This window comes from Microbacterium sp. (genome assembly GCF_017305435.1).
Lineage (GTDB): Bacteria > Actinomycetota > Actinomycetes > Actinomycetales > Microbacteriaceae > Microbacterium.
Genome location: NZ_JAFKIP010000005.1, coordinates 269,285 through 292,585 on the forward strand (window position 1 = coordinate 269,285; position 23,301 = coordinate 292,585).

25 protein-coding genes are annotated in these 23,301 nt (G+C 68.9%); 15 read left to right on the plus strand and 10 right to left on the minus strand.

Annotation, left to right across the window (positions count from 1 at the left end; translation table 11 throughout):
* Positions 1-511 precede the first annotated feature (511 nt).
* From J0I43_RS09805 to J0I43_RS09845, 9 genes are all read left to right on the plus strand, one after another.
* A complete protein-coding gene (locus J0I43_RS09805; protein ID WP_292862697.1) occupies positions 512-823 on the plus strand; it encodes a hypothetical protein in 312 nt (103 codons plus the stop codon).
* A gap of 248 nt (positions 824-1,071) precedes the next feature.
* Positions 1,072-1,479 carry a hypothetical protein gene (locus tag J0I43_RS09810; RefSeq protein WP_292862701.1) on the plus strand — a complete coding sequence of 136 codons (408 nt, stop codon included), beginning with the start codon at positions 1,072-1,074 and terminating at the stop codon, positions 1,477-1,479.
* A 23-nt stretch (positions 1,480-1,502) separates the two neighbouring features.
* Positions 1,503-2,198, plus strand: a complete 696-nt coding sequence (locus J0I43_RS09815; RefSeq protein WP_292862704.1) for a hypothetical protein — start codon at positions 1,503-1,505, stop codon at positions 2,196-2,198.
* A 47-nt stretch (positions 2,199-2,245) separates the two neighbouring features.
* Positions 2,246-2,788, plus strand: coding sequence for a hypothetical protein (locus J0I43_RS09820; RefSeq protein WP_292862707.1), 543 nt, complete (start codon positions 2,246-2,248; stop codon positions 2,786-2,788).
* 74 nt (positions 2,789-2,862) lie between these two features.
* Positions 2,863-3,525 carry a hypothetical protein gene (locus J0I43_RS09825; RefSeq protein ID WP_292862710.1) on the plus strand — a complete coding sequence of 221 codons (663 nt, stop codon included), beginning with the start codon at positions 2,863-2,865 and terminating at the stop codon, positions 3,523-3,525.
* A gap of 98 nt (positions 3,526-3,623) precedes the next feature.
* The gene (locus J0I43_RS09830) at positions 3,624-3,974 is read left to right on the plus strand and encodes a hypothetical protein (RefSeq protein WP_292862713.1); all 351 of its coding nucleotides are present in this window, start codon (positions 3,624-3,626) and stop codon (positions 3,972-3,974) included.
* Positions 3,975-4,546: 572 nt separating this feature from the next.
* Positions 4,547-5,149: a hypothetical protein gene (locus J0I43_RS09835; RefSeq protein WP_292862716.1), complete on the plus strand. Its 603-nt coding sequence runs from the start codon at positions 4,547-4,549 to the stop codon at positions 5,147-5,149.
* Positions 5,150-5,283: 134 nt separating this feature from the next.
* The gene (locus J0I43_RS09840) at positions 5,284-6,834 is read left to right on the plus strand and encodes an APC family permease (protein WP_292862719.1); all 1,551 of its coding nucleotides are present in this window, start codon (positions 5,284-5,286) and stop codon (positions 6,832-6,834) included.
* 85 nt (positions 6,835-6,919) lie between these two features.
* Positions 6,920-7,627, plus strand: coding sequence for an SDR family oxidoreductase (locus tag J0I43_RS09845; RefSeq protein WP_292862722.1), 708 nt, complete (start codon positions 6,920-6,922; stop codon positions 7,625-7,627).
* A gap of 12 nt (positions 7,628-7,639) precedes the next feature.
* On the opposite strand, the gene J0I43_RS09850 is transcribed toward J0I43_RS09845, so the two are convergent.
* Positions 7,640-8,245, minus strand: a complete 606-nt coding sequence (locus J0I43_RS09850) for a sugar O-acetyltransferase (protein ID WP_292862725.1) — start codon at positions 8,243-8,245, stop codon at positions 7,640-7,642.
* A 50-nt stretch (positions 8,246-8,295) separates the two neighbouring features.
* On the opposite strand from J0I43_RS09850, the gene J0I43_RS09855 reads away from it, so the two are divergent.
* Positions 8,296-8,787, plus strand: coding sequence for a glutaminase (locus tag J0I43_RS09855; protein ID WP_292862728.1), 492 nt, complete (start codon positions 8,296-8,298; stop codon positions 8,785-8,787).
* 10 nt (positions 8,788-8,797) lie between these two features.
* Here the strand turns inward: J0I43_RS09855 and J0I43_RS09860 are convergent, their stop codons facing one another.
* The 5 genes from J0I43_RS09860 to J0I43_RS09880 all read right to left on the minus strand — a co-directional run bounded on the left by J0I43_RS09860 (position 8,798) and on the right by J0I43_RS09880 (position 15,309).
* On the minus strand, positions 8,798-9,763 hold the full coding sequence (locus tag J0I43_RS09860) for an acetylxylan esterase (protein WP_292863251.1): 966 nt from the start codon (positions 9,761-9,763) through the stop codon (positions 8,798-8,800).
* Positions 9,764-9,771: 8 nt separating this feature from the next.
* Complete coding sequence (locus J0I43_RS09865; RefSeq protein ID WP_292863254.1) at positions 9,772-12,000, minus strand: glycoside hydrolase family 3 N-terminal domain-containing protein; 2,229 nt, start codon at positions 11,998-12,000, stop codon at positions 9,772-9,774.
* Positions 12,001-12,086: 86 nt separating this feature from the next.
* On the minus strand, positions 12,087-12,971 hold the full coding sequence (locus J0I43_RS09870; RefSeq protein WP_292862731.1) for a carbohydrate ABC transporter permease: 885 nt from the start codon (positions 12,969-12,971) through the stop codon (positions 12,087-12,089).
* On the minus strand, positions 12,968-14,011 hold the full coding sequence (locus tag J0I43_RS09875) for a carbohydrate ABC transporter permease (RefSeq protein ID WP_292862734.1): 1,044 nt from the start codon (positions 14,009-14,011) through the stop codon (positions 12,968-12,970). The genes J0I43_RS09870 and J0I43_RS09875 overlap by 4 nt, the downstream gene beginning before the upstream one ends.
* Positions 14,012-14,019: 8 nt before the next feature.
* Entirely contained in the window at positions 14,020-15,309 is a 1,290-nt protein-coding gene (locus tag J0I43_RS09880; RefSeq protein ID WP_292862736.1) for an ABC transporter substrate-binding protein, read from the minus strand.
* A gap of 169 nt (positions 15,310-15,478) precedes the next feature.
* Here J0I43_RS09880 and J0I43_RS09885 point away from each other — a divergent pair, with 169 nt between their 5' ends.
* Positions 15,479-16,480 (plus strand): LacI family DNA-binding transcriptional regulator, encoded by a 1,002-nt coding sequence (locus J0I43_RS09885; RefSeq protein WP_292862739.1) that lies wholly within the window; start codon positions 15,479-15,481, stop codon positions 16,478-16,480.
* Here the strand turns inward: J0I43_RS09885 and J0I43_RS09890 are convergent.
* Positions 16,446-17,651 (minus strand): ROK family transcriptional regulator, encoded by a 1,206-nt coding sequence (locus J0I43_RS09890; RefSeq protein ID WP_292862742.1) that lies wholly within the window; start codon positions 17,649-17,651, stop codon positions 16,446-16,448. The genes J0I43_RS09885 and J0I43_RS09890 overlap by 35 nt on opposite strands.
* Positions 17,652-17,774: 123 nt before the next feature.
* Between J0I43_RS09890 and xylA the strand changes: the two genes are divergently transcribed.
* Both xylA and xylB read left to right on the plus strand, forming a co-directional pair.
* Complete coding sequence (gene xylA, locus J0I43_RS09895; protein WP_292862745.1) at positions 17,775-18,968, plus strand: xylose isomerase; 1,194 nt, start codon at positions 17,775-17,777, stop codon at positions 18,966-18,968.
* 191 nt (positions 18,969-19,159) lie between these two features.
* On the plus strand, positions 19,160-20,455 hold the full coding sequence (gene xylB / locus J0I43_RS09900; protein ID WP_292862748.1) for a xylulokinase: 1,296 nt from the start codon (positions 19,160-19,162) through the stop codon (positions 20,453-20,455).
* 69 nt (positions 20,456-20,524) lie between these two features.
* On the opposite strand, the gene J0I43_RS09905 is transcribed toward xylB, so the two are convergent.
* The 3 genes from J0I43_RS09905 to J0I43_RS09915 form a co-directional block, all read right to left on the minus strand.
* Complete coding sequence (locus J0I43_RS09905; RefSeq protein WP_292862751.1) at positions 20,525-21,241, minus strand: hypothetical protein; 717 nt, start codon at positions 21,239-21,241, stop codon at positions 20,525-20,527.
* 71 nt (positions 21,242-21,312) lie between these two features.
* Entirely contained in the window at positions 21,313-21,960 is a 648-nt protein-coding gene (locus J0I43_RS09910) for a hypothetical protein (protein ID WP_292862753.1), read from the minus strand.
* A 126-nt stretch (positions 21,961-22,086) separates the two neighbouring features.
* Positions 22,087-22,362: a helix-turn-helix domain-containing protein gene (locus tag J0I43_RS09915; RefSeq protein ID WP_292862756.1), complete on the minus strand. Its 276-nt coding sequence runs from the start codon at positions 22,360-22,362 to the stop codon at positions 22,087-22,089.
* Positions 22,363-22,439: 77 nt separating this feature from the next.
* Here J0I43_RS09915 and J0I43_RS09920 point away from each other — a divergent pair, with 77 nt between their 5' ends.
* Together J0I43_RS09920 and J0I43_RS09925 are read left to right on the plus strand one after the other, a co-directional pair.
* Complete coding sequence (locus tag J0I43_RS09920; RefSeq protein WP_292862758.1) at positions 22,440-22,820, plus strand: hypothetical protein; 381 nt, start codon at positions 22,440-22,442, stop codon at positions 22,818-22,820.
* Between the two features lie 56 nt (positions 22,821-22,876).
* A complete protein-coding gene (locus tag J0I43_RS09925) occupies positions 22,877-23,284 on the plus strand; it encodes an ImmA/IrrE family metallo-endopeptidase (protein ID WP_292862760.1) in 408 nt (135 codons plus the stop codon).
* Positions 23,285-23,301 lie beyond the last annotated feature (17 nt).

Below are 23,301 nucleotides of genomic sequence, written 5' to 3' on the forward strand. Positions count from 1 at the left end.
TTCGCGGTCGCGCTCCTGTTCGGCTCTTGGTCTACCTTCTATCGGTCGGCTGCGCCGCTGCCTCGACGATGGTTCCGGCTGTCCTCCTCGGTGAGGCCGTGCATCAGAACGCCCCATCATGCGATATCGGGCAGGCGCCAGCGTGGCTCGCGGTTCACTTCATCGCGGGCGCGGTCCTCTGTCTTGCGTCCGTCGTCGTGGTTGCTGTTTCATGGGCGCATCGAGTACGTGCGGAGTAAAGCGACCCGAAACGAGACGGACTGCTGCACAGATAGGCGACAGCTTCCAAACACGCCGCCAGTGCAGCAGCCCCTCCCCTCGAACGGAGGTGTGGGCGGTGTCTGCAACCGGAGATCATGGCGCAAGAGAGGCACAGGGCGGCACACGATGGTGGGCATGGGTCGGCGGTGCCGCCGCTGGGGTCGCGTGGACCTTCGCCGCGCTACCGGGCTGCGCCCTATCTGCTGAACTCGCGTCATCCAGTGCTCGACCGGCGACCATCCTCAGTTGGGTGGTCGTGCTCACGGTCTCGTTCGGCGTAACGGCTTTGGTCGTCCACGTGTTGGGCCGTCTCAAGGGCAAGGGGTGGTGGCGTGTGATCGTCGGCACGCTCGCCGCCGGATGCGGCGCTGCTGCGGTGGTGATGCCGGCTGGCTTCCTGGGGTTCGCGATATCGGAGAACTCGCGAAACTGCTCGCTCAACAGCACGCCCTTACCTCTCGTGATCTACTTCTTCGTCGGCATCTTTCTCCTGTTCGTGGCAATACTGTGGGTCCTGGTGAGCTTCATGGTGCGAGCCTTCCGTTCGCCAGCATCGCTGTAGGCCAGGAGCACGTTCTTCTGCAGCCGCGCAAAGAACGATCGTGTTCAGATACGCGAGAGGTGCAGATGGCAGGAGAACGTAAGTGGTCACGTCCGCGAGCGCGCCGTTGGGTCCTCGCCGTCGTGATTCTGGGAGTGCTGCTCTTGAGTTCGGTGCGATTGGTGATAGCTCTGTCGCCTGGTTCAGGGCATACCCGCGGAGACATCATCCTGACCGGAGTCGCACTGGGTACAGTCGTGCTCCCGATCATGATTCTTGTCGCCTTCGCCTTGCCGGGGATCTTCAGCCGCAGGGGGTCGACACGTCTACGAATCACGTACCCGCACGATGTCATCGTGTTCGCCAGCGTGGGAACCGAGCAAGCGAACGCGCTCCGAGCCGTCGCTGCGAAACGCAAGCTCTTCCGGACCCCGCAAGGACTTCTCGTCGTGCTTGCTTCAACGTGCATCGACGTGTGGAACTCGCGAGGAACGCGTCTCCTGATCCATATCGAAACCGATCGCGCGCGATACGAGGTCGGGGAGTACACCACCCTTGGCAGGTCATACCCGGCGCTGATCGTCGATATCGTGCGCTGCTCAGCGATCGGATCACAGAACACGGTCACCGTCGGTCGGCTTCCCACCGGACGAGCGACTCTCATTGGCGGCCTGTGAGACCCATGGGAACGAGGCAGCGCATGAACCCGAAGAAGCGACCGTCGAAGGTGAAGGCATCGGTCGCGGTTGTCGGTGGCGGGATAGCGTTATTCATCGCCGCCTACCTGAGGCTTGTCGCACTGCTTTCGTCAGCCGGAGACCTGAGTGGCTCACTGGGCACGGATGCCACCCTGTGGCTTTTCATCGTTGCGCTGCTCTTCGCCTTCGTTGTGGTGCTTCTTGTGCTGCTCCTCTCGACGGCGAAGGTGAAGCGTGGCCTCGGGCCACTGCGCAGGGAGTTTCCGGCGGCGCTCGTGCAGCCCGTGACCGTACGGGCCGATCAGCTCGACACCGTGCGGGCATGGGGCGTTAGTCCTCACGCAAGGATTCCGGCAGGGAGCGGTTTGGTCGCACAGCTCGTCGTGACCGAGAAGATGGCCGCGCTCTATTGCGGCCGGCGTCCACGGCTGGTGATCCGGTGCGCAGGGGAGGGAATCTTCTTCGAGATCGGCTCCACCACGACCATCTACGGCGACTTCGAACACCTGGCCATGGCTCACCATGACCGGCCGCTTCCGCCGATCGCGATGTTCCCCGTGGACGAGCGCGGAATCCTCTTCCCCCGACGGATGCGCGGTCAGGAGCTGCGCGACCTCTGCGCTACTGCCACGGAAACCCTCTCCGGGGCATCCGCGCAGAAGCCAGATTCACCGACGCCGGCTCGGGAGTTGAAATGAAGGTCCCGTCTGTCCTGATTCGGTCTACCTTGCGCCCGGCGGCGGGGATGACTGTCGTGCTGGGTTTCGTGTTGGCTCTGGTGTGGGTGACGGGGGTGGTTCTCGGAATCACGACCGGTTCGATCACATTGCTGGGTTTGTCGCTCGGGCTGGCTGTGGTAATCGGGTTACTTGTCTACCTCCTCTGGATTCGCGCGCATCTCGCGGTCGTCTCCCACTTGCGCCAGAGGCCTCACTCAGGCGAACTCCCCGTAGCTGCAGAGGGCTTGGCGTATGCGCCTCCAGAGGCCGTGGCTGCGCCGACGGAAGTGGAGGGTCCGCTGCTTCTGTACGTGGGGGCGCGAGGAGTCCGCTTCGAGCCTCCGCTCCCCGCGGTCGGTGAGATGCTTGCGGTCGAAGACGCGATGACGATAAAGGTGACTCGAGCTGTTCCCTTTCCCGGGTTCAGCAAGGTCGTGAGGATAGTGACGCCGGAGCGAGGGATGATCGACGTCTACCTGCTGGGCAAGAGACCGCTGTGGATCACCCCACCCAGCGACCGTGATGTCGAGGCCATCGCGGAGGCAATGCGGCGCGCGCTACCGGCATGAGGCGGCGGTATCTTTGGTGCACTGGCGGGCGGAGTTTGGCTACTTGCAACCTCGTCGGGAAGGGCAATACTGCCATGACGGCGACGAAGAATGATCCTCGTGTTCCATTCCTGGCGATCGAGTTTCGTGGTGTGTCGGTGGTGGCCTCGATCACTTCCGTCGTGGCATTGACGGGTATGGCGTTCGTGCTCGGAATGCTCCTGCCGATGGGACGATTGGAGCTTCCTGCTCTGCTATTTGCTGTCTTCGGAACGTTTGCCATCGCAGTTTTCGTGCGCGCAACGGTGCTGCGGTGGCGTGGTCTGCGCAGAAGGGCGGACCGGGTACAGGTGCGGGAAGGATACCTATCGACGATCCTGTTCACTGAGGTCTTGATCACGTCGGGCGCCACAGCTTCCAAGCACCGTGCAGGAATTATTGCGCTCACGCCCCAGGAGCTTCTCCTTCTGGACGGCACCGGTACCAACCAGCTGATACGTCCCATTCCCAAGGCATCGCTCGTGCAGATTCGTCGAATCGATCGCGCGCTCCGTGCGGCGGTGCCCACTCTCTCGGTCGAGTGGGAGAGCGGGAGTATTGATCTCGCCCTCCCCTCGCAGTCGGGAGTATCTCTTGGGTCGATTACGGAGCTGGAGGTGGATTCCCTGGTAGCGGGGCTCAATGCATGGAAACGTCACGGTCTACTAGGCGGCGGTGCTCAGTGTTCGAATCCCCTCAAACGCTTGGCGGAGCCTTGAGGGGTCGGCGCGCACTCGTTGCTTCCGCTGCGACGCTTGCCATGCTCGGTCTCTCAGCATGCGATCCAGCGGTGGAACCTCCGAATTGGGCTGCGCGTGTGGTTGATGGTGCCATCGAACTCTCCTTTTGCGAGCCCTTTGCCGCCGACGAGCTCGGCGCGGATGTCGAACAGACCTCAGGACCGCGCTGGCGAGAGTTCTGGAAAGCGACGGGCGACATCCAGGCAAGAACAGGAGACTCACTCACACTGGGCCAATCGGGACTGGGTGTGACGTATGAGCGAATCGACCAGAATGTGGTCGACGAGCGCAGCGTCATCCTGGTATTCGCCTACGTTGACAATGAACAGTCAGAAAGAGCGTGGTTCGACTTCGCTGACGCCACCGAAGCCCGCCCGTGGGTGCATTCCAAAGCTGCGGCTTCCTCGGAGCCGTGCACGGAACCCTGAATGAGACGCCTGACCGGCTTCCCGGTGCTGACGCTTCCAGATGGGCGCGGGGCGGAGGGCTGGCGTTTGGTGCTGGTTGCAAGCGCGACGGCGGGCTGGGGGTGGTCATGAGATGTCAGCATCGATGTCGCTGATCAACTTTGTCGTGGGCGTGATACTAATCCCCGTGGCGGGTTGATCGTTGTCTACCGACGATCACTGTTCAGGTCTGCCGTTCGTGCACAGCGCATAGTCGGGAAACGTCAGGCGCGTGCGGTCGAGAGACTGTCCAGTCCGTTCTGGATTGGGATGGTCGGGGTCGGCGGGATGCTGATGGGGCTAGCGATGACGATTGGAGCTGCAGTTCTGCAGTTCTGCAGTTCTGCAGTTCGCGTAGCTTGTCGCGCGCCAGATCGGTGCTCGTCCGCTCTCGATTACCTCAGTCCCGCCGAAGACGAAACACTTCACACCGACACCGACACCGAGATCGCGGCATGATCAACGCACACCAACCGTCCGGAAAACCGGGCCAAGCTCCGTAGGAAGTTTGCCGTCGCTATATGGGAGTAGAACGCAGAAGAGCGCGGCGCCGTGTGATCCGCTGGCTCTCGGTCGTCGTGGCGCTGGGCATCCTCTGCGTCAGCACGCTGAGGCGCGTGATCGCGGTGTCGTCTGATTCAGAATCTTCCCGCGCTGATGTAGTCCTGGCCGGCATCGCCGTGGGCGTCGTCTTATTGCCGATTGCCGTGGTTGGCGCTTTTGCGATGTCCGGAATTGACGGTCGACGCGGGACAGCGCGCCTCCTGAAGCGCTATCCGCACAACGTCGTCGTTGCTGCCGGGATCGGGTCTGAACAAGCAGCGGCACTCCGCTCGATCGCTTCGATCGACCGACCATTCTCAACCCCGCGCGGGGCGGCGGTTGCGCTCGCGCCGACGTTCATCGAGGTGTGGAACGCGCGAGGATCACGTGTTCTGGTCCGAGTCGACGTGGACTCTGCACTTTTCTCTGTGGGGGAGTACACGACGTTTGGCAGGTCGTACCCCGCTCTGGTCGTCGATATGAGGAAGGGCGGCGTTCGCACAGTCGTTCCACTGACGTTGAATGACGTCAGCCGGCGGATCGTTCCGAAGCTCCTCGACGCGGACGAGCTCGCCGTGATCGTCGACAGGCTCCGTGCCTCCGAGGAGCTGTGACGGTCGCACGTCGTCGAGGGATGTACGCGATGTCCAGCCTCAGCGGGAGAATCGCCCGCGCGGCCAGCTTCTGGTGACCCGGCATCCCCGCTACTCTTCTCGGCAACCCGACGAAGACGCCTGGAGGGCAGCGGATGAGCGATTTCGGCAGCACCACCCCGATCCACCTGGAGCGCAGCGACGGCAAGGGCCTCGCGGCGGGCACGCTCGGCCTGTGGGGCTCGACCGTCATCGGCCTGGCATCCACGGCGCCCGTCTACTCCCTCGTCGCGACGCTCGGCTTCGTCGTGCTCGCCGTGGGGGCGCAGGCCCCGATCGCTTTCATCATCGCGTTCGTGCCGATGCTCTTCATCGCGTTCGCCTACCGCGAGCTCAACAACGAGATGCCCGACTGCGGCACGACCTTCACGTGGGGCACGAAGGCGTTCGGCCCGTGGGTCGGCTGGATGGGCGGCTGGGGGGTCGCGGTCGCGGGCATGGTCGTGCTCGCGAACCTCGCCCAGATCGCGTCGGTCTACTTCTGGGACCTGTTCGGCCTCGACCTCGAGAACAACGACTGGCGCATCATCCTCGTCGCGGTCGCCTTCATCGCCGCGATGACGTGGGTGAGCTGGCGCGGAGTCGAGATCGGCGAGCGCATCCAGAACATCCTGCTCGGCGTGCAGTACCTGGCCCTCGGCATCTTCGTGGTCGCGGCGCTGTGGCAGTTCTTCGACGGCTCGGCCCCGGGAGCCACCGCGTTCGATTGGAACTGGCTCAACCCGCTCGCGTTCACCGACTTCCACGGCTTCACCGAGGCGATCCTGCTCGCCCTGTTCATCTACTGGGGCTGGGACACGTGCCTCGCCCTCAATGAGGAGACCAAGGACCCGAAGCGCATCCCGGGTCGCGCCGCGCTGCTGACCACGATCATCCTGCTGTTCACGTACGTCTCGGTCACGATCGCGGCGATGATGTACGCGGGTCTCGGCGAAGACGGCACCGGCCTCGGCAACGAGGCGAATGCCGACGACTTCTTCCTCGCGATCAAAGACGGCCTGCTCGGACCGTTCGGCTGGCTGCTCGTCGTCGCCGTGCTCATCTCGGCGGTCTCCTCGACCCAGACGACGATCCTGCCGACCGCGCGTGGGACGCTCGCGATGGGCGTGTACCGGGCGCTGCCGGCGAAGTTCAAGGACGTGCACCCGGTCTACAAGACGCCGTCGTTCTCCACCATCGTGGGCGGCGTCGTCGCGATCTGCTACTACGTGGGCATGACCCTGATCAGCGACAACATCCTGCAGGATTCGATCGCCTCGCTCGGCCTCGCGATCGCCTTCTACTACGGCATCACCGGCTACGCGTGCGTCTGGTACTACCGTCGCGACCTCAAGAACTCGGCGCGCGAGTTGTGGGTGAAGGGGATCTTCCCCCTCCTCGGCGCGCTCATGCTCACCTTCGCGTTCGTGCAGTCGGCGATCGACATGTGGGACGTCGACTACGGCAACACCGTGCTCCTGGGCATCGGCGGCACGTTCGTCGTCGGCATCGGCGCGCTGCTGGTCGGTGTGGTGCTGATGCTGGTCTGGTACCTCTTCCCGCGGTCGAAGCCCTTCTTCGGCGGCAAGAGCCTCAACCGCGACACCCCGGTCATGGTGCCGGACGAACCGGGGGAGTTCATCCGGTCGATCGACGGCGGCGTCTGACTCGGGGTCGCCGGTCTCCGTCGGCATAGGCGGCGGCGCGGGCGGGCGAGCCCCCGTCCGGGTGCCACGGTGCGAGGATGGACGGATGACCGCCACCCACGTGATCACGGGCGCCGGATCCGGCATCGGGCGCCTCATCGCCGAACGTCTCGCCGCACGCGGCGACCGGCTCGTCCTCGTCGTGCGCGACGAGGCGCGCGCCGACGACCTCGCGAGCGTCCTCCCCGGGAGTACCTCGATCGTCGCCGACCTCGCTCGGCCCGACGCGCTTGCGGCGGCGGTGCAGGATGCCGCGGACGTCGCTGACCTCCCGGACGCGATCGACACCCTCATCCATGCCGCCGGCATCGTCGATCTCGGCCATGTCGCCGATCTCCCCGTCGCCGCGTGGACCGAGCAGCTCGCGGTCAACCTGGTCGCGCCCGCCGAGCTCACGCGCCTTCTGCTGCCGCGGCTGCGCGCCGCGCGCGGGCAGGTGGTGTTCGTCAACTCGGGTGCGGGGCTGACCGCGCATCCGGACTGGGCGGCGTACGCGGCATCCAAGCACGGCCTCAAAGCGCTCGCCGACGCCCTGCGCGGCGAGGAGGCGGAGCACGGCGTCCGCGTCACGACGGTGTACCCCGGCCGCACGGCGACGCCGATGCAGGAGAAGGTGCACGCGCAGGAGGGTGCCGCCTACGACGCCGACCGGTGGATCGACCCCGCGTCCGTCGCGACGGCGGTGCTGACGGCGATCGATCTGCCGCGGGATGCCGTGATCAGCGACCTCACGGTGCGGCCGGGACCGCGCTGACCGACACTCCGGTCAGGCGGTGCGCAGCGGTCGGATCACGCGGCACGGGTTGCCCGCGGCGACCACGCCGGAGGGGATGTCGTGGGTGACGACCGACCCGGCGCCGATGACGCTGTCGTCCCCGATCGTCACTCCGGGGAGGATCGTCACCGATCCGCCGAGCCACACGTTGTCGCCGATCGTGACGGCGGAGGCGCGCTCCCATCCCTCGCGGCGACGGCCGGGCTCTTCGGCGTGGTTGGGGGTGTAGATGCTGCACCGGGGACCGATGAGGCAGTCGGCACCGATCGTGACGTAGCCGCCGCCCACCACGAGGAAGTCCTTGTTGAGGAACGTCCGGTCGCCGATCGTCAGCCCGATGCCGTAGTCGAGGTTGATCGGGGGGCGGAAGTCGACCCCGGTCCCGGCGCCCGGGACGAGCTCGGCGAACAGGAGCTGCGCCTCCTCGGGGTCGTCGAAGAAGATCCGGTTGATGCGCGCGCACGTCGACTGGGCCTTCCAGGTGAGGCCGGGCAGGGTGTCGGAGGTGCGGTAGCGGATCCACTCGCCCGCGAACAGGGCGCGGACGTCCTCGTCGTTCTCGAGCGCGGCATCCAGATCCCGTGAGTTTGTTGGCATAGAAAACATATTAGCGGAGCCGCCCCACCGCGCGTCGGTAGGCTGGCTGTGTGGACGGCAGCGACAACGGCGTCGAACTCGACGATGTTCTCACCGACGCCCGGCGGCGCCTGGCGGGGTCTCCGCGCGAGCGGCTGGGCGACTGGGCGCACGCGCGCAAGCTCCTGGGCTTCGGGCGCGCGCCGCGGATCGTGCCGGTCGGCGAGGCGTGGCACGTCGGCGTGCTCCTCATCGCGGACGCCGAGGTCTACGCGACCGGCGACGTGCTCCGCGCCCGCACCGAGGCGCCCCGCGGCTTCACGGCACAGGCTCAGCGAGAGCGGTCGGAGCGCGCCGCCGCCGCCGCCCGCGGCGGCTTCGCCGACGGTGAGATCGTGCACCTGGGGGCGGTCCCGATCGATCTCGACGCCGTGGCACGCGGCGAGGCATCCGGCCGCCTGTCGTGCAGCGACGGGGTCGTCCTGGTGCGGTGGAGCACCGGTGGCGCCACACGCCCCCTGGCGGACTACCTCGACGAGCAGCTCGAGCTGCTGGGGCGCTGAACGGGGCGCATCACCAGAGAGCGGCGAGCCAGGCGGTCTGCCGCATCCAGTGGTGGATGCCGCCGCCTTCGTGTCCGTTGAACTCGTAGACCGCGAGGGTCTTGTCGGTCGAGGCGAGGGCGTGGAACGCGGCGAACACCGTCGACGGCAGCACGATCTCGTCCATGAGGGCGACCGAGACGAGTGCGGGGGCGGTGATGCGACGCGCGAGCACGGCGCCGTCGAAGTACGAGAGGGTGCGGCGCGTGGCATCCGCGGCCTCGCGATGCATGGCGAGGTAGCGGGTGATCTCGGTGAACGGATCGTGCAGGCTGCGGGTGATCGCTCGCGGGAAGTCGCAGAGGAAGGGCACATCGGGCATGACGGCCCCGACGCGGCCCGACAGCGCTGCGGCGGCGAGCGCGATGCCACCCCCCTGGCTGCCGCCCGTGACGGCGATGCGATCGGGGTCGACGAACGGCATCGCCGCCACGGCATCCACGAGGCGCACGGCATCGGTGAACACGCGCCGGTAGTAGTACTCGTGCGGGTCGCGGATGCCGCGGGTCATCACGCCCGGGATCGCGGGCCCCGACCCGTGCGGGTCGGGAGTGTCGCCGAGGCTCCAGCCGCTGCCCTGCCCGCGCGTGTCCATGACGACATGGACGTAACCCGCCGACGCCCAGCCGAGCCGCTCACCGGGGAGCCCGCGCCCGCCGCCGTAGCCGACGAACTCGACGACGGCGGGTGCGGGGAGCCCGTCACGGGGCCGCAGCACCCAGCCGCGCACCGGTTCGCCGCCGAAGCCGGGGAAGGTCAGGTCCTCCACGATGACGGTGCGGACAGGTCCTTCGACCGGCACGCGGGCAGCCTCGGAGGTCGACGCAGCCCGCGCCCGGTCGATCGTCGCGGCCCAGAAGTCGTCCAGGTCGTCCGGTTCGACAAGTGCCGGGGCGTATGCGCGCAGCTCCTCCAACGGCAGATCGGTGTACTGCAGGGCCACGGTCAGCCCTTGCCGACGATGACACCGACACTGCGGGCGTCGGCGGCCGAGACCGGGTGGATCTCGCCGGTCAGCTCGATGGCACCCTGAGTCTCGCGGTCGGCCACCGACGCGCCGACCCACAGGTCCACCCGCCCCGGTTCCACGACGCGCCGTCCGGCCCGGTCGGTGAAGGCGAGCCGAGCCGTCGGCACCTCGAACCGCACGCGCGCGCTCTCGCCCGGAGCGAGCTCCACGCGGGCATAGCCGAGCAGCTGTGCGACGGGACGCACGACGCTCGCGTGCACGTCGTGCGCATAGAGCTGCACGATCTCCACGCCCGATCGTGCGCCGGTGTTGGCGACGGTCACCTCGACGGGGAACGAGCCGGACGTCGCCGTGCTGGCCGGTGCCCACAGATCCGTGCGGCGGAACGTCGTGTAGCCGAGGCCGAAGCCGAACGGTCGCACCGGAGTGCTGTCGGCGCTCGTCACCTCGCTCGGGCCGCCCAGCGGCGGCTGCAGATAGGAGTACGGCTGAGCGCCGGCCGATCGCGGAAGCGACACCGGAAGGCGTCCCGACGGTGAGGCGGCCCCGGCCAGCAGGCGCGCGATCGCCGTGCCGCCCTCCTCCCCGGGGAAGAACGCCTGCACGACGGCGGCGGGGGCGCCGGCGCCGTCGAGCGCCCACGACAGTGCGTACGGACGGCCGGTGAGCAGCACGACGACGACGGGCGTCCCGGTCGCCACGACCGCCTCGACGAGCTGCCGCTGCACCCCGGGCAGCTCGAGGCTCTCGGTATCGTTGCCCTCGCCGACCGTGCCGCGCCCGAAGAGGCCGGCGCGGTCGCCGACCACGACGACGGCGACATCGGCGTCCACCGCGGCATCCACCGCTGCGCGGAAGCCGGAGCGGTCGTCGCCTTCCACGGTGCACCCGGAGACGGCGGTGATCTCGGCATCCGGCAGCTCCGCCCGCAGGGCCTCGACCACGGTGGGGATCGCGAAGCCGAGCGGTGTGCCCGGGTGGTGCGCGAGCACATGGTTGGCGAACGAGTAGCAGCCCATGAGCGCCGAAGCGTCATCGCCGTTCGGGCCGATGACGGCGATGCGCCGGGGCGCGGCCAGGGGAAGAGTGCCGTCGTTGGACAGCAGGACGAGGGAGCGCTCGGCCAGCTCTCGGGCGAGGGCGCGGTGCTCGGCCGTGTCGAGATCCACCTCGGTGGGCGGCTCGCTGTCGTCCGGGTCGAGCAGGCCGAGCTCCTCCTTCTGCGCGAGCACGCGCAGAAGGGCCCGGTCGACGAGCGTCTCATCGATGCGACCGGAGCGGATGCCGTCGCGCAGCGGCTGCGCGTACGCGTCGCCGCTCGGCAGCTCGACATCGATCCCGGCGGTCAACGCGAGGCGGGCCGCCTCGATGCGATCGGCGGCGACGGCGTGCATCGTCTCGAGGAACGCGACGGCGAAGTAGTCCGACACGACGACGCCGTCGAAGCCCCACTCGCCGCGCAGGAGGTCCGTCAGCAGGTGCTCGTCGGATGCCACAGGCACACCGTCGATGTCGGTGTACGAGTTCATGACACACCTCACGCCACCGTCGCGCACGGCCATCTCGAACGGCGGGAGGAACACGTCGGAGAGCTCGCGCAGCCCCGCGTGCACCGGGGCGTGGTTGCGCCCCGCCTGCGACGCGGAATAGCCGACGAAGTGCTTCAGCGTCGCATGCACCCCGGCATCCTGCAGGCCTCTCACGTAGGCCGTGGCGATCGTGGCGACGACGTACGGGTCTTCGGCGATGCACTCGTCGACCCGACCCCAGCGCGGGTCGCGCACGACGTCGAGGACGGGTGCGAGCGCCTGATGGATGCCGAGAGAGCGCATCGACGCGCCGATCGCGCGGCCCATGCGCTCGACGAGGTCGGGGTCGAACGTCGCGCCCCACGCGAGCGGCGTCGGGAACGTCGCCGCCCGCCAGGCGGCGAGGCCCGTCAGCGCCTCCTCATGCACGATCGCGCCGATGCCGTGACCGGATGCCGCGCGCAGGCGCCGCTGCTCGGCCCACAGCCACGCGGCGCGCTCGACCGCGTCGACGGGTCGCGTGCCATAGACGCGGGTGAGATGGCCGAGCCCGTCGACGGTCGCCTCCTCGTACCTCGCCGACGTCGCCATCTCTCCGGCGAGGGGCGCGACGACGTCGTCGCCCTGGTCGACCCAGAACCCGACGAGCTGCGCGACCTTCTGCTCGAGCGTCATCGCGTTCACGAGCGCGTACACGCGCGGCGAGGCGGCAGGGAGGAGGGTCGGGGGGTGGACGGGGTTCTCTGAGATGGTCACGTGCATCAGCCCTTCACCGCGCCGGTCAGGCCGCCCACGATGCGCCGCTCGAACAGGCTGAAGAACACCAGTGCGGGAAGCATGGACAGAGACGTGAACGCGAGCACCTTGGCGGTGTCGACGGAGTACTGCGACGAGAACGCCTGCACCCCCAGCGGCAGAGTGAACGTCGCCTCGTTGTTGAGGATGAACAGCGGCAGCAGGTAGCTGTTCCAGCTGCCGATGAACGCGAGGATGCCGACGGTGATGACGCCCGGTCCGGACAGCGGCAGCACCATGCGCCAGAAAAAGCCCAGGCGCGAGCACCCGTCGATGAAGGCCGCCTCCTGGATCTCATCGGGGATGGCCCGCAGGAACGGCACCAGGATGATGATCGTCGTCGGCAGGGCGAACGCGATCTGCGGCAGGATGATGCCGGCCAGCGAGTTCATGAGCCCCAGGTCGCGGATCACGATGTACAGCGGTGTGATGGCCACCGTGATCGGGAACATCAATCCCGCGGCGAACAGGGCGTACAGCGCTCCGCGACCGCGGAAGGTGTACCGCGCGATGACGTAGCTGGCCATCAGGCCGAGCGCGACGACGCCGGCCGTCGTGCCGGTCGCCGCGATGACCGAGTTGAGCACCTGCTGCCAGAACTGCGGACCGGTGAGGACGGCGAGGTAGTTCTGCACGTTCCACGGGTCGGGCCACCCGGCGGGGTCGACGGTGATCTGCGAGTTGCTCCGGAAGCCGCCGATGATGATGTACAGCACCGGCGCGAGCATGAGCGCGATGACCACGAGCGCGATGAAGTACACGAACGGGTGGCCCCAGGGCAGCGGCTCCTTCGCGCGGCGGCGGCGCTGCCGTGCGGCAGAGAACCCGGAGGTGGCGGTGAGGGCGCTCATCGTGCCTTCTTCCCTTCGTGCTTTGCGGTCTTCGCAGTGGTGATCGCGCCGGCCGTGTCTCGCCTCAGCACGAACCGCTGATAGACGAGAGCCACGGCGAGCGAGATCACGAAGATGACGACGGCCACGGCGTTCCCGTACCCGTAGTTGCCGGCGTTCCGACCGTTGACGACCATGTAGGTCGCCATCGTGGAGGTGCCTGCGGTGGAGGCCACATACTGGCCCCAGATGATGTAGACGAGGTCGAACAGCTGCAGTGCGCCGATGATCGACAGGAAGGCCCAGATGCGCAGCGTGGGCGCGAGCAGCGGCAGGGTGATCCGCCAGTGCATCTGCCAGTAGCCGGCGCCGTCGAGGGCGGCCGCCTCGTAGAGCTCTTCCGGGATGCCCTGCAGGCCCGCCAGGAAGAGGATGACGGCGAAGCCCACGTACTTCCAGGTGAGGATCGCCATCAGGGTCCAGATGGCGATGTCGGGGTTGGCGATCCAGTCGTTGGCGAGGGCGCCGAGCCCGAGGCTCTGGAGCAGGCCGTTGAGGGCGCCCTGCGTCTGCAGCATGAGACCGAAGCCGGTGCCGACGACGACCTCGGCGATGACGTAGGGAACGAAGATCAGGACCCGGATGAGCGACTGTCCGCGCATGCGGCGGTTCAGCAGCAGGGCCAGCAGGACCGCGACCGGGCCCTGCAGGACGATCGACGCGATGACGATGAAGCCGTTGTGGCCGAGGGCTTCGAGGAAGGTGGGGTCCGTGAGGATCGTCAGGTAGTTCTGGAGCCCGACGAACTCGGTCGGCGGGCCGTATCCCTGCCAGCGGAAGAAGCCGTAGTACGCCGCCATGACGACGGGGAAGATGACGAAGCCGAGGAACATGATGAGCGCGGGGCCCACCAGGACCGCGATCTCGAGTCGGTCGGCCCATCCGGAACCGCGGGGACGTCGGCGCCGCGAGGGCGGGGGCGACGTGACGCCGCCCCCGCCGTGCTGCGCGAGATCCGCGTCGGGAGAGCTGACCGCCACGGGGGTCTCGCGAAGGGACATGAGAGTGATCAGCCCTTCTTCGCAGCGGTCGCGACGGACTCGATCATCTGCTGCGGCGTGCTCTTGCCCGCCAGCAGGTCGACCACGGCCACGTTCAGCGCGTTGCCGACGTTCTGGCCGAGCACCGTGTCGAGCCACTGCGACACGAACGGCGCCTTGTTGTACGCGGCGAGGACGGCCTTCAGGTAGTCCTCCTGGACGGCCTCCTGCGCGACGGTGTTGACCGGCGGAGCGCTGAAGGCGGCGTAGTACGCCTTCTGCTGGTCGGCCGACGCGATGAAGTTGAGGAAGTCGGCGCACTCCTTCGGGGCCTTCGCCGAGCACGAGTAGCCGTCGACGCCGCCCATCATCGAGCCGGGCTCGCCCTGACCGCCGGAGATCTCCGGGAAGGGGAACCAGGCGAGGTCGGGGAGGGGCTTCTCGTCCGGGGTCAGCGACGCGATCACGCCCGGGTCCCAGGCGCCCATGAGCTCCATCGCCGCCTGGTGGTTGGCGACGAGGCCGGCCGAGCTGCCCGCGCCCTGCTGGGCGGCGGTGGTGAGGAAGCCCTCGTTGAACGGCTTCAGCGCGGCGAAGTCCTCGAGGTCCTCGGCTGCCTTGAGCCAGCAGTCGTCGCTGAAGTCCTTCGAGTCGCCGGTCGCCTCGATCGTCTTCGGCGAGCACTCGCGGAGCGCGAAGTTGTAGTACCAGTGCGCCGCGGGCCACGCGTCCTTCGCGCCGAGCGCGATGGGCGCGATGCCGGCGCCCTTGAGCTCGCCGACGACCGTCTCGAGGTCGTCGATCGTCGTGGGGGTCGCCGTCACGCCGGCCTGGGTGAACAGGTCGGAGCTGTACCAGAAGCCGCTCGGCAGCACCGCCAGCGGCATGGCCCACACCTTGTCCTGGTACGTCTCGGCCTTGAACGACCCCTCCGAGATCTCCGACTTCACGCTGTCGCTGATCTTGTCGGTCAGGTCCATCAGCTGCCCGGCCTGGACCATGGCCGTCATCTTGCCGCCGCCGCGCTGCAGGAAGATGTCGGGCGCGTCGCCGGCGTTCAGGGCGGTCTGCAGCTTGCCGTCCAGGTCTTCGTTCTGGATCGACTGCATCTTGATGGTGACGTTCGGGTTCTCCTTCTCGAACGCCGCGACGGCGTCCTTCCAGAACTGCTGGCCCGGACCGGTCGTGGAGTTCTGCCAGAGCGTCATCTCGACGGCGCCGCCGGTGCTGTCGCCGGACCCGCCGCCGCTGCAGGCGCTCAGACCGAGAGCGCCCGCGACCAGGAGCGCTGCCCCGGTCAGGATCTTGTTCGTCTTCATGTGATTCCTGTCCTCCTCATTGAGCCTCACCTCGATCATCCGAGGCACGGAGCATTCCGGGCCTTCGGGATCCGGAATGCGCCCAGTGTCGCCATTTGTTGTCAATCGCGTCAAACGTTTTCAAAAACCTTTTCCAAAACGTTTAGCACGGCAGTACGATCGGCACACCATGAGTCGGCGAGCCACCATCCACGACGTCGCGGCGGCCGCCGGCGTGTCCGTTGCGACGGTCTCGAAGGCCGTCAACGGAAGATACGGCGTCGCGAGCACCACCGTGACGCGGGTGCTGGATGCCGTCGCCGAGCTCGGCTACGAGTCGAGTCTCGTCGCCAGCAGCATGCGCTCGCGGCGGACCGGCGTCATCGGGGTGCTCGTGTCCGACTTCGAGCCCTTCTCCGCCGAGGTCCTCAAGGGCGTGGGCGCGGCGCTGCGCGATCACCGGTACGACCTGCTCGCCTACAGCGGGTCGCGCGATCGCGACCCCGCCGGGTGGGAGCGTCGCTCCCTGAGCAGGCTGAGCGGCACGCTCATCGACGCGGCCATCATGGTCACGCCCACGATCGTGGGCGTGCCGACAGACATCCCGATCGTCGCGGTCGACCCGCACGCGGGACGCGTCGGCATCCCGTCCGTGGAGTCCGACAGCCTCGCGGGCGCGTTCGAGGCGACGTCCTACCTCATCGAGCTCGGCCATCGCCGCATCGGCTTTCTCGCCGGGCGCCCCGAGCTGCGCTCGTCCGAGCTGCGCGAGGCGGGCTATCGCCGTGCGCTCAGCCAGGCCGGCATCGCGTTCGACCCGCGGCTCGTCGCGGTGGGCATGTACGATCCCGACACGGTGCGGTCGGTCTCCCGCCCCCTCCTGCAACAGGCCGATCGGCCCACCGCGGTGTTCGCCGCCAACGACCGCTCGGCGCTCGGGCTCATCGAGGTCGCGACGGACCTCGGCCTCGACGTGCCGGGAGACCTGTCCGTCGTGGGCTTCGACGACATCCCCGAGGCGTTTCTGAGCGCCCGACCGTTGAGCACCGTGCGACAGCCGATGATGCGCCTCGGAGCCGAGGCGGCCCGACTGGTGGTGGCGTTGCTGGGCGGGACGACCCCCGAGGTGACGCAGCTCATCCTGCCGACCCGGCTGATCACGCGATCGACGACGGCACCGCCGCGCCGCTGACCGGATCGTCGAGCAGCTGCGCGAACGCGATCTCGGCGGCGCCCACGAGAAGCCGGTCCTCGCCGAGGGCGGCCGAGCGCAGCACGAGGTCCTCGGCGTTCGCCGGCATCGTCTGCGCGGCGACGGCCGTCAGGAGGCCCTCGGCATCCTGTTCGAAGAGCGTCGCCAGGAAGCCGCCGAGCACGACGACCGAGGGGTTGAGCACGTTGACGGCATTCGCGAGGGTCGTCGCGAGGATGCGGCGCTGCCGCTCGACTTCGGCCGCGACGTCGGCCGCGCTGTCGGTGCCGAGGGATGCGGCGATCGCCCCCGCGAGCGCGGGCTCGTCGGCGCCGTGGAGGCCGATCGCCGCGAGCAGGCGCGCTCGGCTGACCTCGTCCTCGACCGTGCCCTGCGCGCCGGACCGACGATCGGCGGGCAGGGCGATGCCGGGACGGTTCTGGCCGATCTCACCCGCGTAACCGCCCGAGCCGCGGACGAGCCGTCCATCGATGACGAGACCGCCGCCGATGCCGCTCGCACCGCCGTTGAGGTAGATCACGTCGTCGACACCCCGGGCGGCGCCGTAGAGATGCTCGGCGAGGGCGCCGAGGGTCGCATCGTTGTCGATCGCGGTGGGGAGCTGCGTGGCCGCCATCATGCGATCGCGCAGCGGCTCGTCGGTCCAGTCCAGATGCGGCGCCCGCCGGACGAGTCCGTCGGCGCTGCGCACCAGGCCGGGCACGGCGATGCCGACGCCGATGATCCGGCATCCCGCCAGCTCGTCGTCGCGCCAGCGCGCGATCCGCTCGGCCGTCATCGACACGACCTGCTCCGCCGTCGTCAGATTCGGCAGCTCGGTGCGGTCTCGACGCACGATGCGCCGGTCGAGGCCGATGGCGGCGATGGTGAGCGCGTCGACCTCGGGGTTCACTGCGATCGCGACGATCTCGGGCGCCGCCGCGACGTTGGGCGACGGTCGTCCCACCCGGTGGTGCACGTCGGGTGCGGTCTCGGCCACGAGCCCGGACGAGGCGAGGTCGCCGACCAGCGCGCCGACCGTCGAGCGGTTGAGGCCGGTGGCGTCGGTCAGCTGAGCGCGCGAGAGCGGGCCGTTCTCGTGCACCAGCCGCAGGACGCGCGACAGGTTCGCACGCCGTACTCCTTCAACGGTTCCGTCCGCGCCTGCCATCCGTCCACCATATGAGATCCGCGCTGCCTGGCCGGGGAGGAGGGGAGTGGACGACGGGCGGATCGTGATATAGGTTGTTGACAACAACAAATCTTCGATCCGGAGTTCTCGCGAAGGAGCGCCATGACCACCCCGACTCCCACCCCTGCAGACAAGTTCACGTTCGGCCTCTGGACGGTGGGGTACAACGGCACCGACCCGTTCGGCGGCCCCACGCGGCATCCGCTCGATGTCGTGCACGCGGTCGAGAAGCTCGCCGAGCTCGGCGCGTACGGCCTCACCTTCCACGACGACGATCTGTTCGCGTTCGGCTCGAGCGACGCGGAGCGGCAGAACCAGATCGATCGTCTGAAGGGCGCGCTGGATGCCACGGGCCTGAAGATCCCGATGGTGACCACCAACCTGTTCTCGGCCCCCGTCTTCAAGGACGGCGGCTTCACGTCGAACGACCGCGACGTGCGCCGTTTCGCGATCCGCAAGGTGCTGCGCCAGATCGACCTCGGCGCCGAGCTCGGCGCCGAGACCTTCGTCATGTGGGGCGGCCGTGAGGGCGCCGAGTACGACTCCGCGAAGGACGTCCGCCAGGCGCTCGAGCGCTACCGCGAGGCCGTCAACTTCCTCGGCGACTATGTCGTCTCGAAGGGCTACGACCTGCGCTTCGCGATCGAGCCGAAGCCGAACGAGCCGCGCGGCGACATCCTGCTGCCGACCGTCGGGCACGCGCTCGCCTTCATCGACTCGCTCGAGCGTCCCGAGCTCGTGGGCCTCAACCCGGAGGTCGGCCACGAGCAGATGGCGGGCCTGAACTTCGCCGCCGGCATCGCCCAGGCGCTGTACCACGGCAAGCTCTTCCACATCGACCTCAACGGCCAGCGCGGCATCAAGTACGACCAGGACCTCGTGTTCGGTCATGGCGACCTGCACAACGCGTTCGCGCTCGTCGACCTGCTCGAGAACGGCGGTGTGGGGGGCGGCCAGGCGTACACGGGCCCGCGTCACTTCGACTACAAGCCCTCGCGCACCGAGGACGAGACGGGCGTCTGGGACTCCGCGGCCGCCAACATGCGCACCTACCTGCTGCTGAAGGAGCGCGCTGCGGCCTTCCGCGCCGACCCCGAGGTGCAGGAGGCGCTCACCGCGGCTCGTGTCACCGAGCTGGCCGAGCCGACGTTCGCCGACGGCGAGTCGTACGAAGACTTCGTCGCCGACCGCTCGGCCTACGAGGACTTCGACGCCGGCGCGTACCTCGGCGGCAAGGGCTTCGGCTTCGTGCGCCTGCAGCAGTTCGCGACCGAGCACCTGCTCGGCGCGCGCTGACGCCACCCCCCCCGCTGACCGCGAGACTGCAGTGGCGCGCCCCGCCCCGCCGCGGTTGTCGCCGTTGTCCCACTCTGGGCGGGCGTCGTCCCACTTGCGGCGCAGCATGTCCCACTTCTGGCTGTTTCGCAGGCGGAAAAACGACCCAAAGTGGGACACGGTGTGAACAGGAACGCGGAAAGGATGCCGGAATGGCGCTGGTGATGGGGGTCGACTCGTCGACGCAGTCGTGCAAGGTCGTCATCGTGGATGCCGCGACGGGGGCCGTCGTGCGGCAGGGGCGCGCGAGCCACCCCGACGGCACGAGCGTCGACCCGGGCGCGTGGTGGTCGGCGCTGCAGGAGGCGATCGCGGATGCCGGTGGCATGGACGACGTCGCCGCGTGGGCGATCGGCGGCCAGCAGCACGGCATGGTCGCCCTGGACGAACGCGGTGACGTCGTGCGTGACGCCCTGCTGTGGAACGACACGCGCTCCGCGCAGGCTGCGGCGGATCTGACCGGCGAGTTCGGCGCCGCCGAGCTCGCCCGCCGCACGGGCCTCGTGCCCGTGGCATCCTTCACGATCACGAAGCTCCGCTGGCTCCGCGACTCCGAGCCCGACAACGCCGCTCGGGTCGCCGCCGTCGCCCTGCCACACGACTGGCTCACGTGGCGGCTGCGCGGATTCGGTGCGGCCGTCGGCGACGCGAAGCCCGCGTTCGACGAGCTCGTCACCGACCGCTCGGACGCCTCCGGCACGGGCTACTGGAACCCCGCCGGCGGCGACTACGACCGTGCGCTGCTCGTGGCCGCGCTCGGTCATGACGTGGCCCTGCCGCGTGTGCTCGGCCCCGACGAGTGGGTGACGGATGCCGCCGGGCGTCGCGTCGGCGCGGGCGCGGGCGACAACGCCGCGGCGGCGCTCGGAGTCGGCGCCGAGGTCGGCGACGTGGTGGTGTCGATCGGCACGAGCGGTACGGTCTTCGCGGTCAGCGCGGAGCGGACGGTCGACCCCACGGGCACCGTCGCGGGCTTCGCGGATGCCGACGGGCACTTCCTCCCGCTCGTCGCGACGCTCAACGCGGCGCGCGTGCTGGACGTGGTCGGGCGTCTTCTCGGGGTCGACCACTCGGCGCTGAGCGCGCTCGCACTCGCCGCGGAGCCGGGGGCGGGTGGGCTCAGGCTGCTGCCCTACTTCGAGGGCGAGCGCACTCCGAACCTGCCCGACGCGACGGCGGAGCTGACGGGCATGACCCTGGCATCCACGACTCGCGAGAACCTCGCGCGCGCCGCCGTCGAAGGGATGCTGCGGGGGCTCGCTGCGGGACTGGACGCCATTCGCGGGCTCGGCGTGCCGATCGACCGCGCCCTCCTCGTCGGGGGCGGGGCGCAGTCCGAGGCCGTCCGCCGGATCGCGCCCGAGGTGCTCGGGGTTCCGGTGGAGGTGCCCGCCGCGGGCGAGTACGTCGCGCTCGGCGCCGCCCGGCAGGCGGCCCGTATCGCCTGACCCGCGGGGCCGCTCCGCTCGTCGCGACGGATGCCGGAGGAATGCCGACGCCGCACGCGACGCCGCACGTCACGGCGCGCGCGACGCGACCAATTGGAAGACGAGCACCGTGTTCACGGTCGGCTCGCCGGCGGTATCGCGCTCTCCGGCGCTGTTGCAGGTGATGATGAGCAGCCGGCCGGGGGCCGCCATGGTGACGCGAGGGTCGCTGGAGATCTCGTTCTTGCGCTCCTCGAACGTCTCGACGGCCGCGTACGTGAGCACTTCGGTGGGCGTCTCGAGTGTGATCTCATCGCCCGGCGCGGTGACGTCCGAGATGGTCGAGCACAGGGCCGTTCCGTCGCGATAGTCGTGGCAGTACAGGTAGACGGTGTTCGCGGCGGATGCCGAGAGCACGCTCCCCACCGGCTGGCGGACGCCGTCGACGACCTGGCTGTCCCAAGCGATCGTGTGCTTGTCGTCGGGCTCGATCGCCGAGTAGGTCACGGTCGTTCCGGAGGCATCCGTCGACGTCTTCGTGACGATCTCGTTCGGGCGCAGCTCGTGGATCTCGGCATGATCGATGCCGGCCTCCGGCGCGGTCAGGGTCGCGCCGGCGAACTGCCAGTCGACCCAGGCGGGCGGGGTCGCGCGGGAGGTCGGTGAGGGCTGCGGGGTCGGCGTGGCTCCGAGAGCCGCCGCCGCGGACGTCGTGCTCGGCGCGGGGGAGGCCGGGCCTCCCCCGGTGGTCGAGGTGAGCGTGACCGCCGCGATGCCCGCGAAGAGCACCATGGCCGACGCGAGCACCCAGAAACCGACGCGGGCGCGTCGCTCCGTGCGGTGCCACCGCCGGAGTCGACGCGCCCGCGCGCGCGAGGTCAACGGCCGGACCGCTGCTCCATCCGCGCCCGAGCGGCGCGGTGCCGCATCGCCAGCGCGCCCGCGCCCGCCGCTGCGGTCAGAACGAGCAGGCCCGGCAGCACCGCGCCGCCGAACGGGTCGGCGACGTCCCCGGTCGCGCCGGCCTTCACGGTGTTGGTCGTCGGAACGGACGGAACGCCGGGCTCGCTGGGGGGCAGCGTGGGCGTCGTCGTCGAGCAGTCGATGATCGCGGGAGTGAAGGTCGCGGAATCGCCGGCGTTGCCGCCGGCGAGCACCCAGAACACCTCCACGCTCGTGAGAGTGTTGGGCGCGCCGTCCTCGGTCTCCCCGTTCTGGAGCGCCACCGTCTGGGTGAAGCGGCCGTCATCGCCGGTCTGCGCATCCTCGAAGTAGTTGCGCCCTTGAAGGTAGCTCGCCGTCAGGCTGGCCTCGACGCCCGCCACGGCCGGCGTCGCCTGGATGCCCACGTCGACCATCGCTCCGTCGTCGGTGCAGTACGGCTCACCGATCCAGGGCTCGACGGTGCCTTCCCAGCCCTCGGGCGGCGCCGCCAGAGCCGGTGTCGCGATGGCGACGAGGCCGGCGGCGAGAGCGGCCGAGATCGAGAAGGCGGCGAGCCTCCGGGTCCGGGTCCTGATCGTCATGACTTCTCCTTCTGTGCGGTGTGATGCGGTGTGATGCGGTGTGATGCGGTGTGGTGCGGTGGTCTGGGATGCGGCCCCGCTGTCGCGGCGCCCCTCCGCCCGAGGGGATGCCTCGGGCGGAAGCAGTCAAGCGGCGGGCTGCGTCGAGGTGTCGCCGTGGCTGAGCGCGCGTTCGTCCGCGCGCCGGAGGAAGGTCGCCGGATCGACGCCGAGCAGCTGTCCGATGCGAGCGAGCTGGACGACGTCGAACGGCACGTCCCCCGACAGCCGCCGCTCGGTCGTGTGCGGGGTGGCCTCCAACGCCGCCGCGACGTCACGTCGTGTGCAGCGCTGACGCGCCATCTCGGCGCGGATCTCGTCCGCGAGCGCCGCGCTCACTGCGCTGGGTGCCCGCGATTCCATGCACGCAATATCGCATGGATATCGATACACTGTCAATTCGGCCACCCAGATGGCTCCGATTCCATGCAACTGACAGAATGAGCGACATGATCCGGGGCTACGCCGACTTCTTCTGGGACGCCCTGGTCCTCGAGATCAAGGGCGAGATGGGCCGCCGCGACCTCTCCTCTCGCGGGCTCGGACGGCGCATCGGCAAGTCCTCGCAGTACATGTCCGATCGCCTGGACGGCGGCAGCTCGAAGACGGGGAGACGCGTCGTGCTCTCCGTGTGGGACCTCGCCGCCATGTCGCAGGCGATGAGCGTGTCCGCGGCCGAGCTCGCGGCGCGTGCGCACGAGGTGGCGATCCGCGACCTCTCGGCGCGCAGCGGTGCCACGGATGTCGGTGCCCCTGCGCATCATGGAGAGGACCTGCCGACGGCAGCGCGGCGGGGAGGCGGTCAAGGGCTCCGCCCCTGAAGTCTGAGCGGCCCCTCCGTCTCGTCCGAGCGAGCTGGGGCGAAGGGAGGTGCAGCGTGCATCCACTGTTCGCCGCCGCGGAACGGCTGGGGGTGTCCGTCTCGTCCGCGACGCTCCCGGAGGGCACCCTGGGCGCCTATTACGCCGCCAGCAGAAGGATCCTCATCGACCGGCGGCTGACCCCCGAAGAAGAGGTCGAGACGCTCGCGCACGAGATCGGCCACGTCGTCCTGGGCCATCGTGCTCTCGACGACCCGGTGCTGGAGGCGGATGCCGATGCCTTCGCGGCGATGGTCCTGATCGATCCGATCGCGTATGAGCGGCTGGAGCGCATGGAGCTGTGCGCCCACGACATCGCCGAGGAACTCGGCGTGACGATGCCGATCCTCGCGGCTTTCGTGGCCCAGCTGCGCCGCGACAGCGCGGTGGCACGAGCGGCGGCGCGAATCCGCGCGTCGACATGACCGCCCGCATAGCAAGT

Excerpts from the sequence above, each read along its gene's own strand:
- J0I43_RS09810 (WP_292862701.1), top strand. The coding sequence starts at position 1,072 with ATGATTCTTGTCGCCTTCGCCTTGCCGGGGATCTTCAGCCGCAGGGGG.
- J0I43_RS09885 (WP_292862739.1), top strand. The coding sequence starts at position 15,479 with ATGAGTCGGCGAGCCACCATCCACGACGTCGCGGCGGCCGCCGGCGTG.
- J0I43_RS09910 (WP_292862753.1), bottom strand. The coding sequence starts at position 21,960 with ATGACGATCAGGACCCGGACCCGGAGGCTCGCCGCCTTCTCGATCTCG.
- J0I43_RS09825 (WP_292862710.1), top strand. The coding sequence starts at position 2,863 with ATGACGGCGACGAAGAATGATCCTCGTGTTCCATTCCTGGCGATCGAG.
- J0I43_RS09845 (WP_292862722.1), top strand. The coding sequence starts at position 6,920 with ATGACCGCCACCCACGTGATCACGGGCGCCGGATCCGGCATCGGGCGC.
- J0I43_RS09875 (WP_292862734.1), bottom strand. The coding sequence starts at position 14,011 with ATGTCCCTTCGCGAGACCCCCGTGGCGGTCAGCTCTCCCGACGCGGAT.
- J0I43_RS09815 (WP_292862704.1), top strand. The coding sequence starts at position 1,503 with ATGAACCCGAAGAAGCGACCGTCGAAGGTGAAGGCATCGGTCGCGGTT.
- J0I43_RS09870 (WP_292862731.1), bottom strand. The coding sequence starts at position 12,971 with ATGAGCGCCCTCACCGCCACCTCCGGGTTCTCTGCCGCACGGCAGCGC.
- J0I43_RS09915 (WP_292862756.1), bottom strand. The coding sequence starts at position 22,362 with ATGGAATCGCGGGCACCCAGCGCAGTGAGCGCGGCGCTCGCGGACGAG.
- J0I43_RS09840 (WP_292862719.1), top strand. The coding sequence starts at position 5,284 with ATGAGCGATTTCGGCAGCACCACCCCGATCCACCTGGAGCGCAGCGAC.
- J0I43_RS09880 (WP_292862736.1), bottom strand. The coding sequence starts at position 15,309 with ATGAAGACGAACAAGATCCTGACCGGGGCAGCGCTCCTGGTCGCGGGC.
- J0I43_RS09890 (WP_292862742.1), bottom strand. The coding sequence starts at position 17,651 with ATGGCAGGCGCGGACGGAACCGTTGAAGGAGTACGGCGTGCGAACCTG.
- J0I43_RS09850 (WP_292862725.1), bottom strand. The coding sequence starts at position 8,245 with ATGCCAACAAACTCACGGGATCTGGATGCCGCGCTCGAGAACGACGAG.
- J0I43_RS09865 (WP_292863254.1), bottom strand. The coding sequence starts at position 12,000 with ATGACGCTCGAGCAGAAGGTCGCGCAGCTCGTCGGGTTCTGGGTCGAC.
- J0I43_RS09820 (WP_292862707.1), top strand. The coding sequence starts at position 2,246 with ATGACTGTCGTGCTGGGTTTCGTGTTGGCTCTGGTGTGGGTGACGGGG.
- xylB (WP_292862748.1), top strand. The coding sequence starts at position 19,160 with ATGGCGCTGGTGATGGGGGTCGACTCGTCGACGCAGTCGTGCAAGGTC.
- xylA (WP_292862745.1), top strand. The coding sequence starts at position 17,775 with ATGACCACCCCGACTCCCACCCCTGCAGACAAGTTCACGTTCGGCCTC.
- J0I43_RS09920 (WP_292862758.1), top strand. The coding sequence starts at position 22,440 with ATGAGCGACATGATCCGGGGCTACGCCGACTTCTTCTGGGACGCCCTG.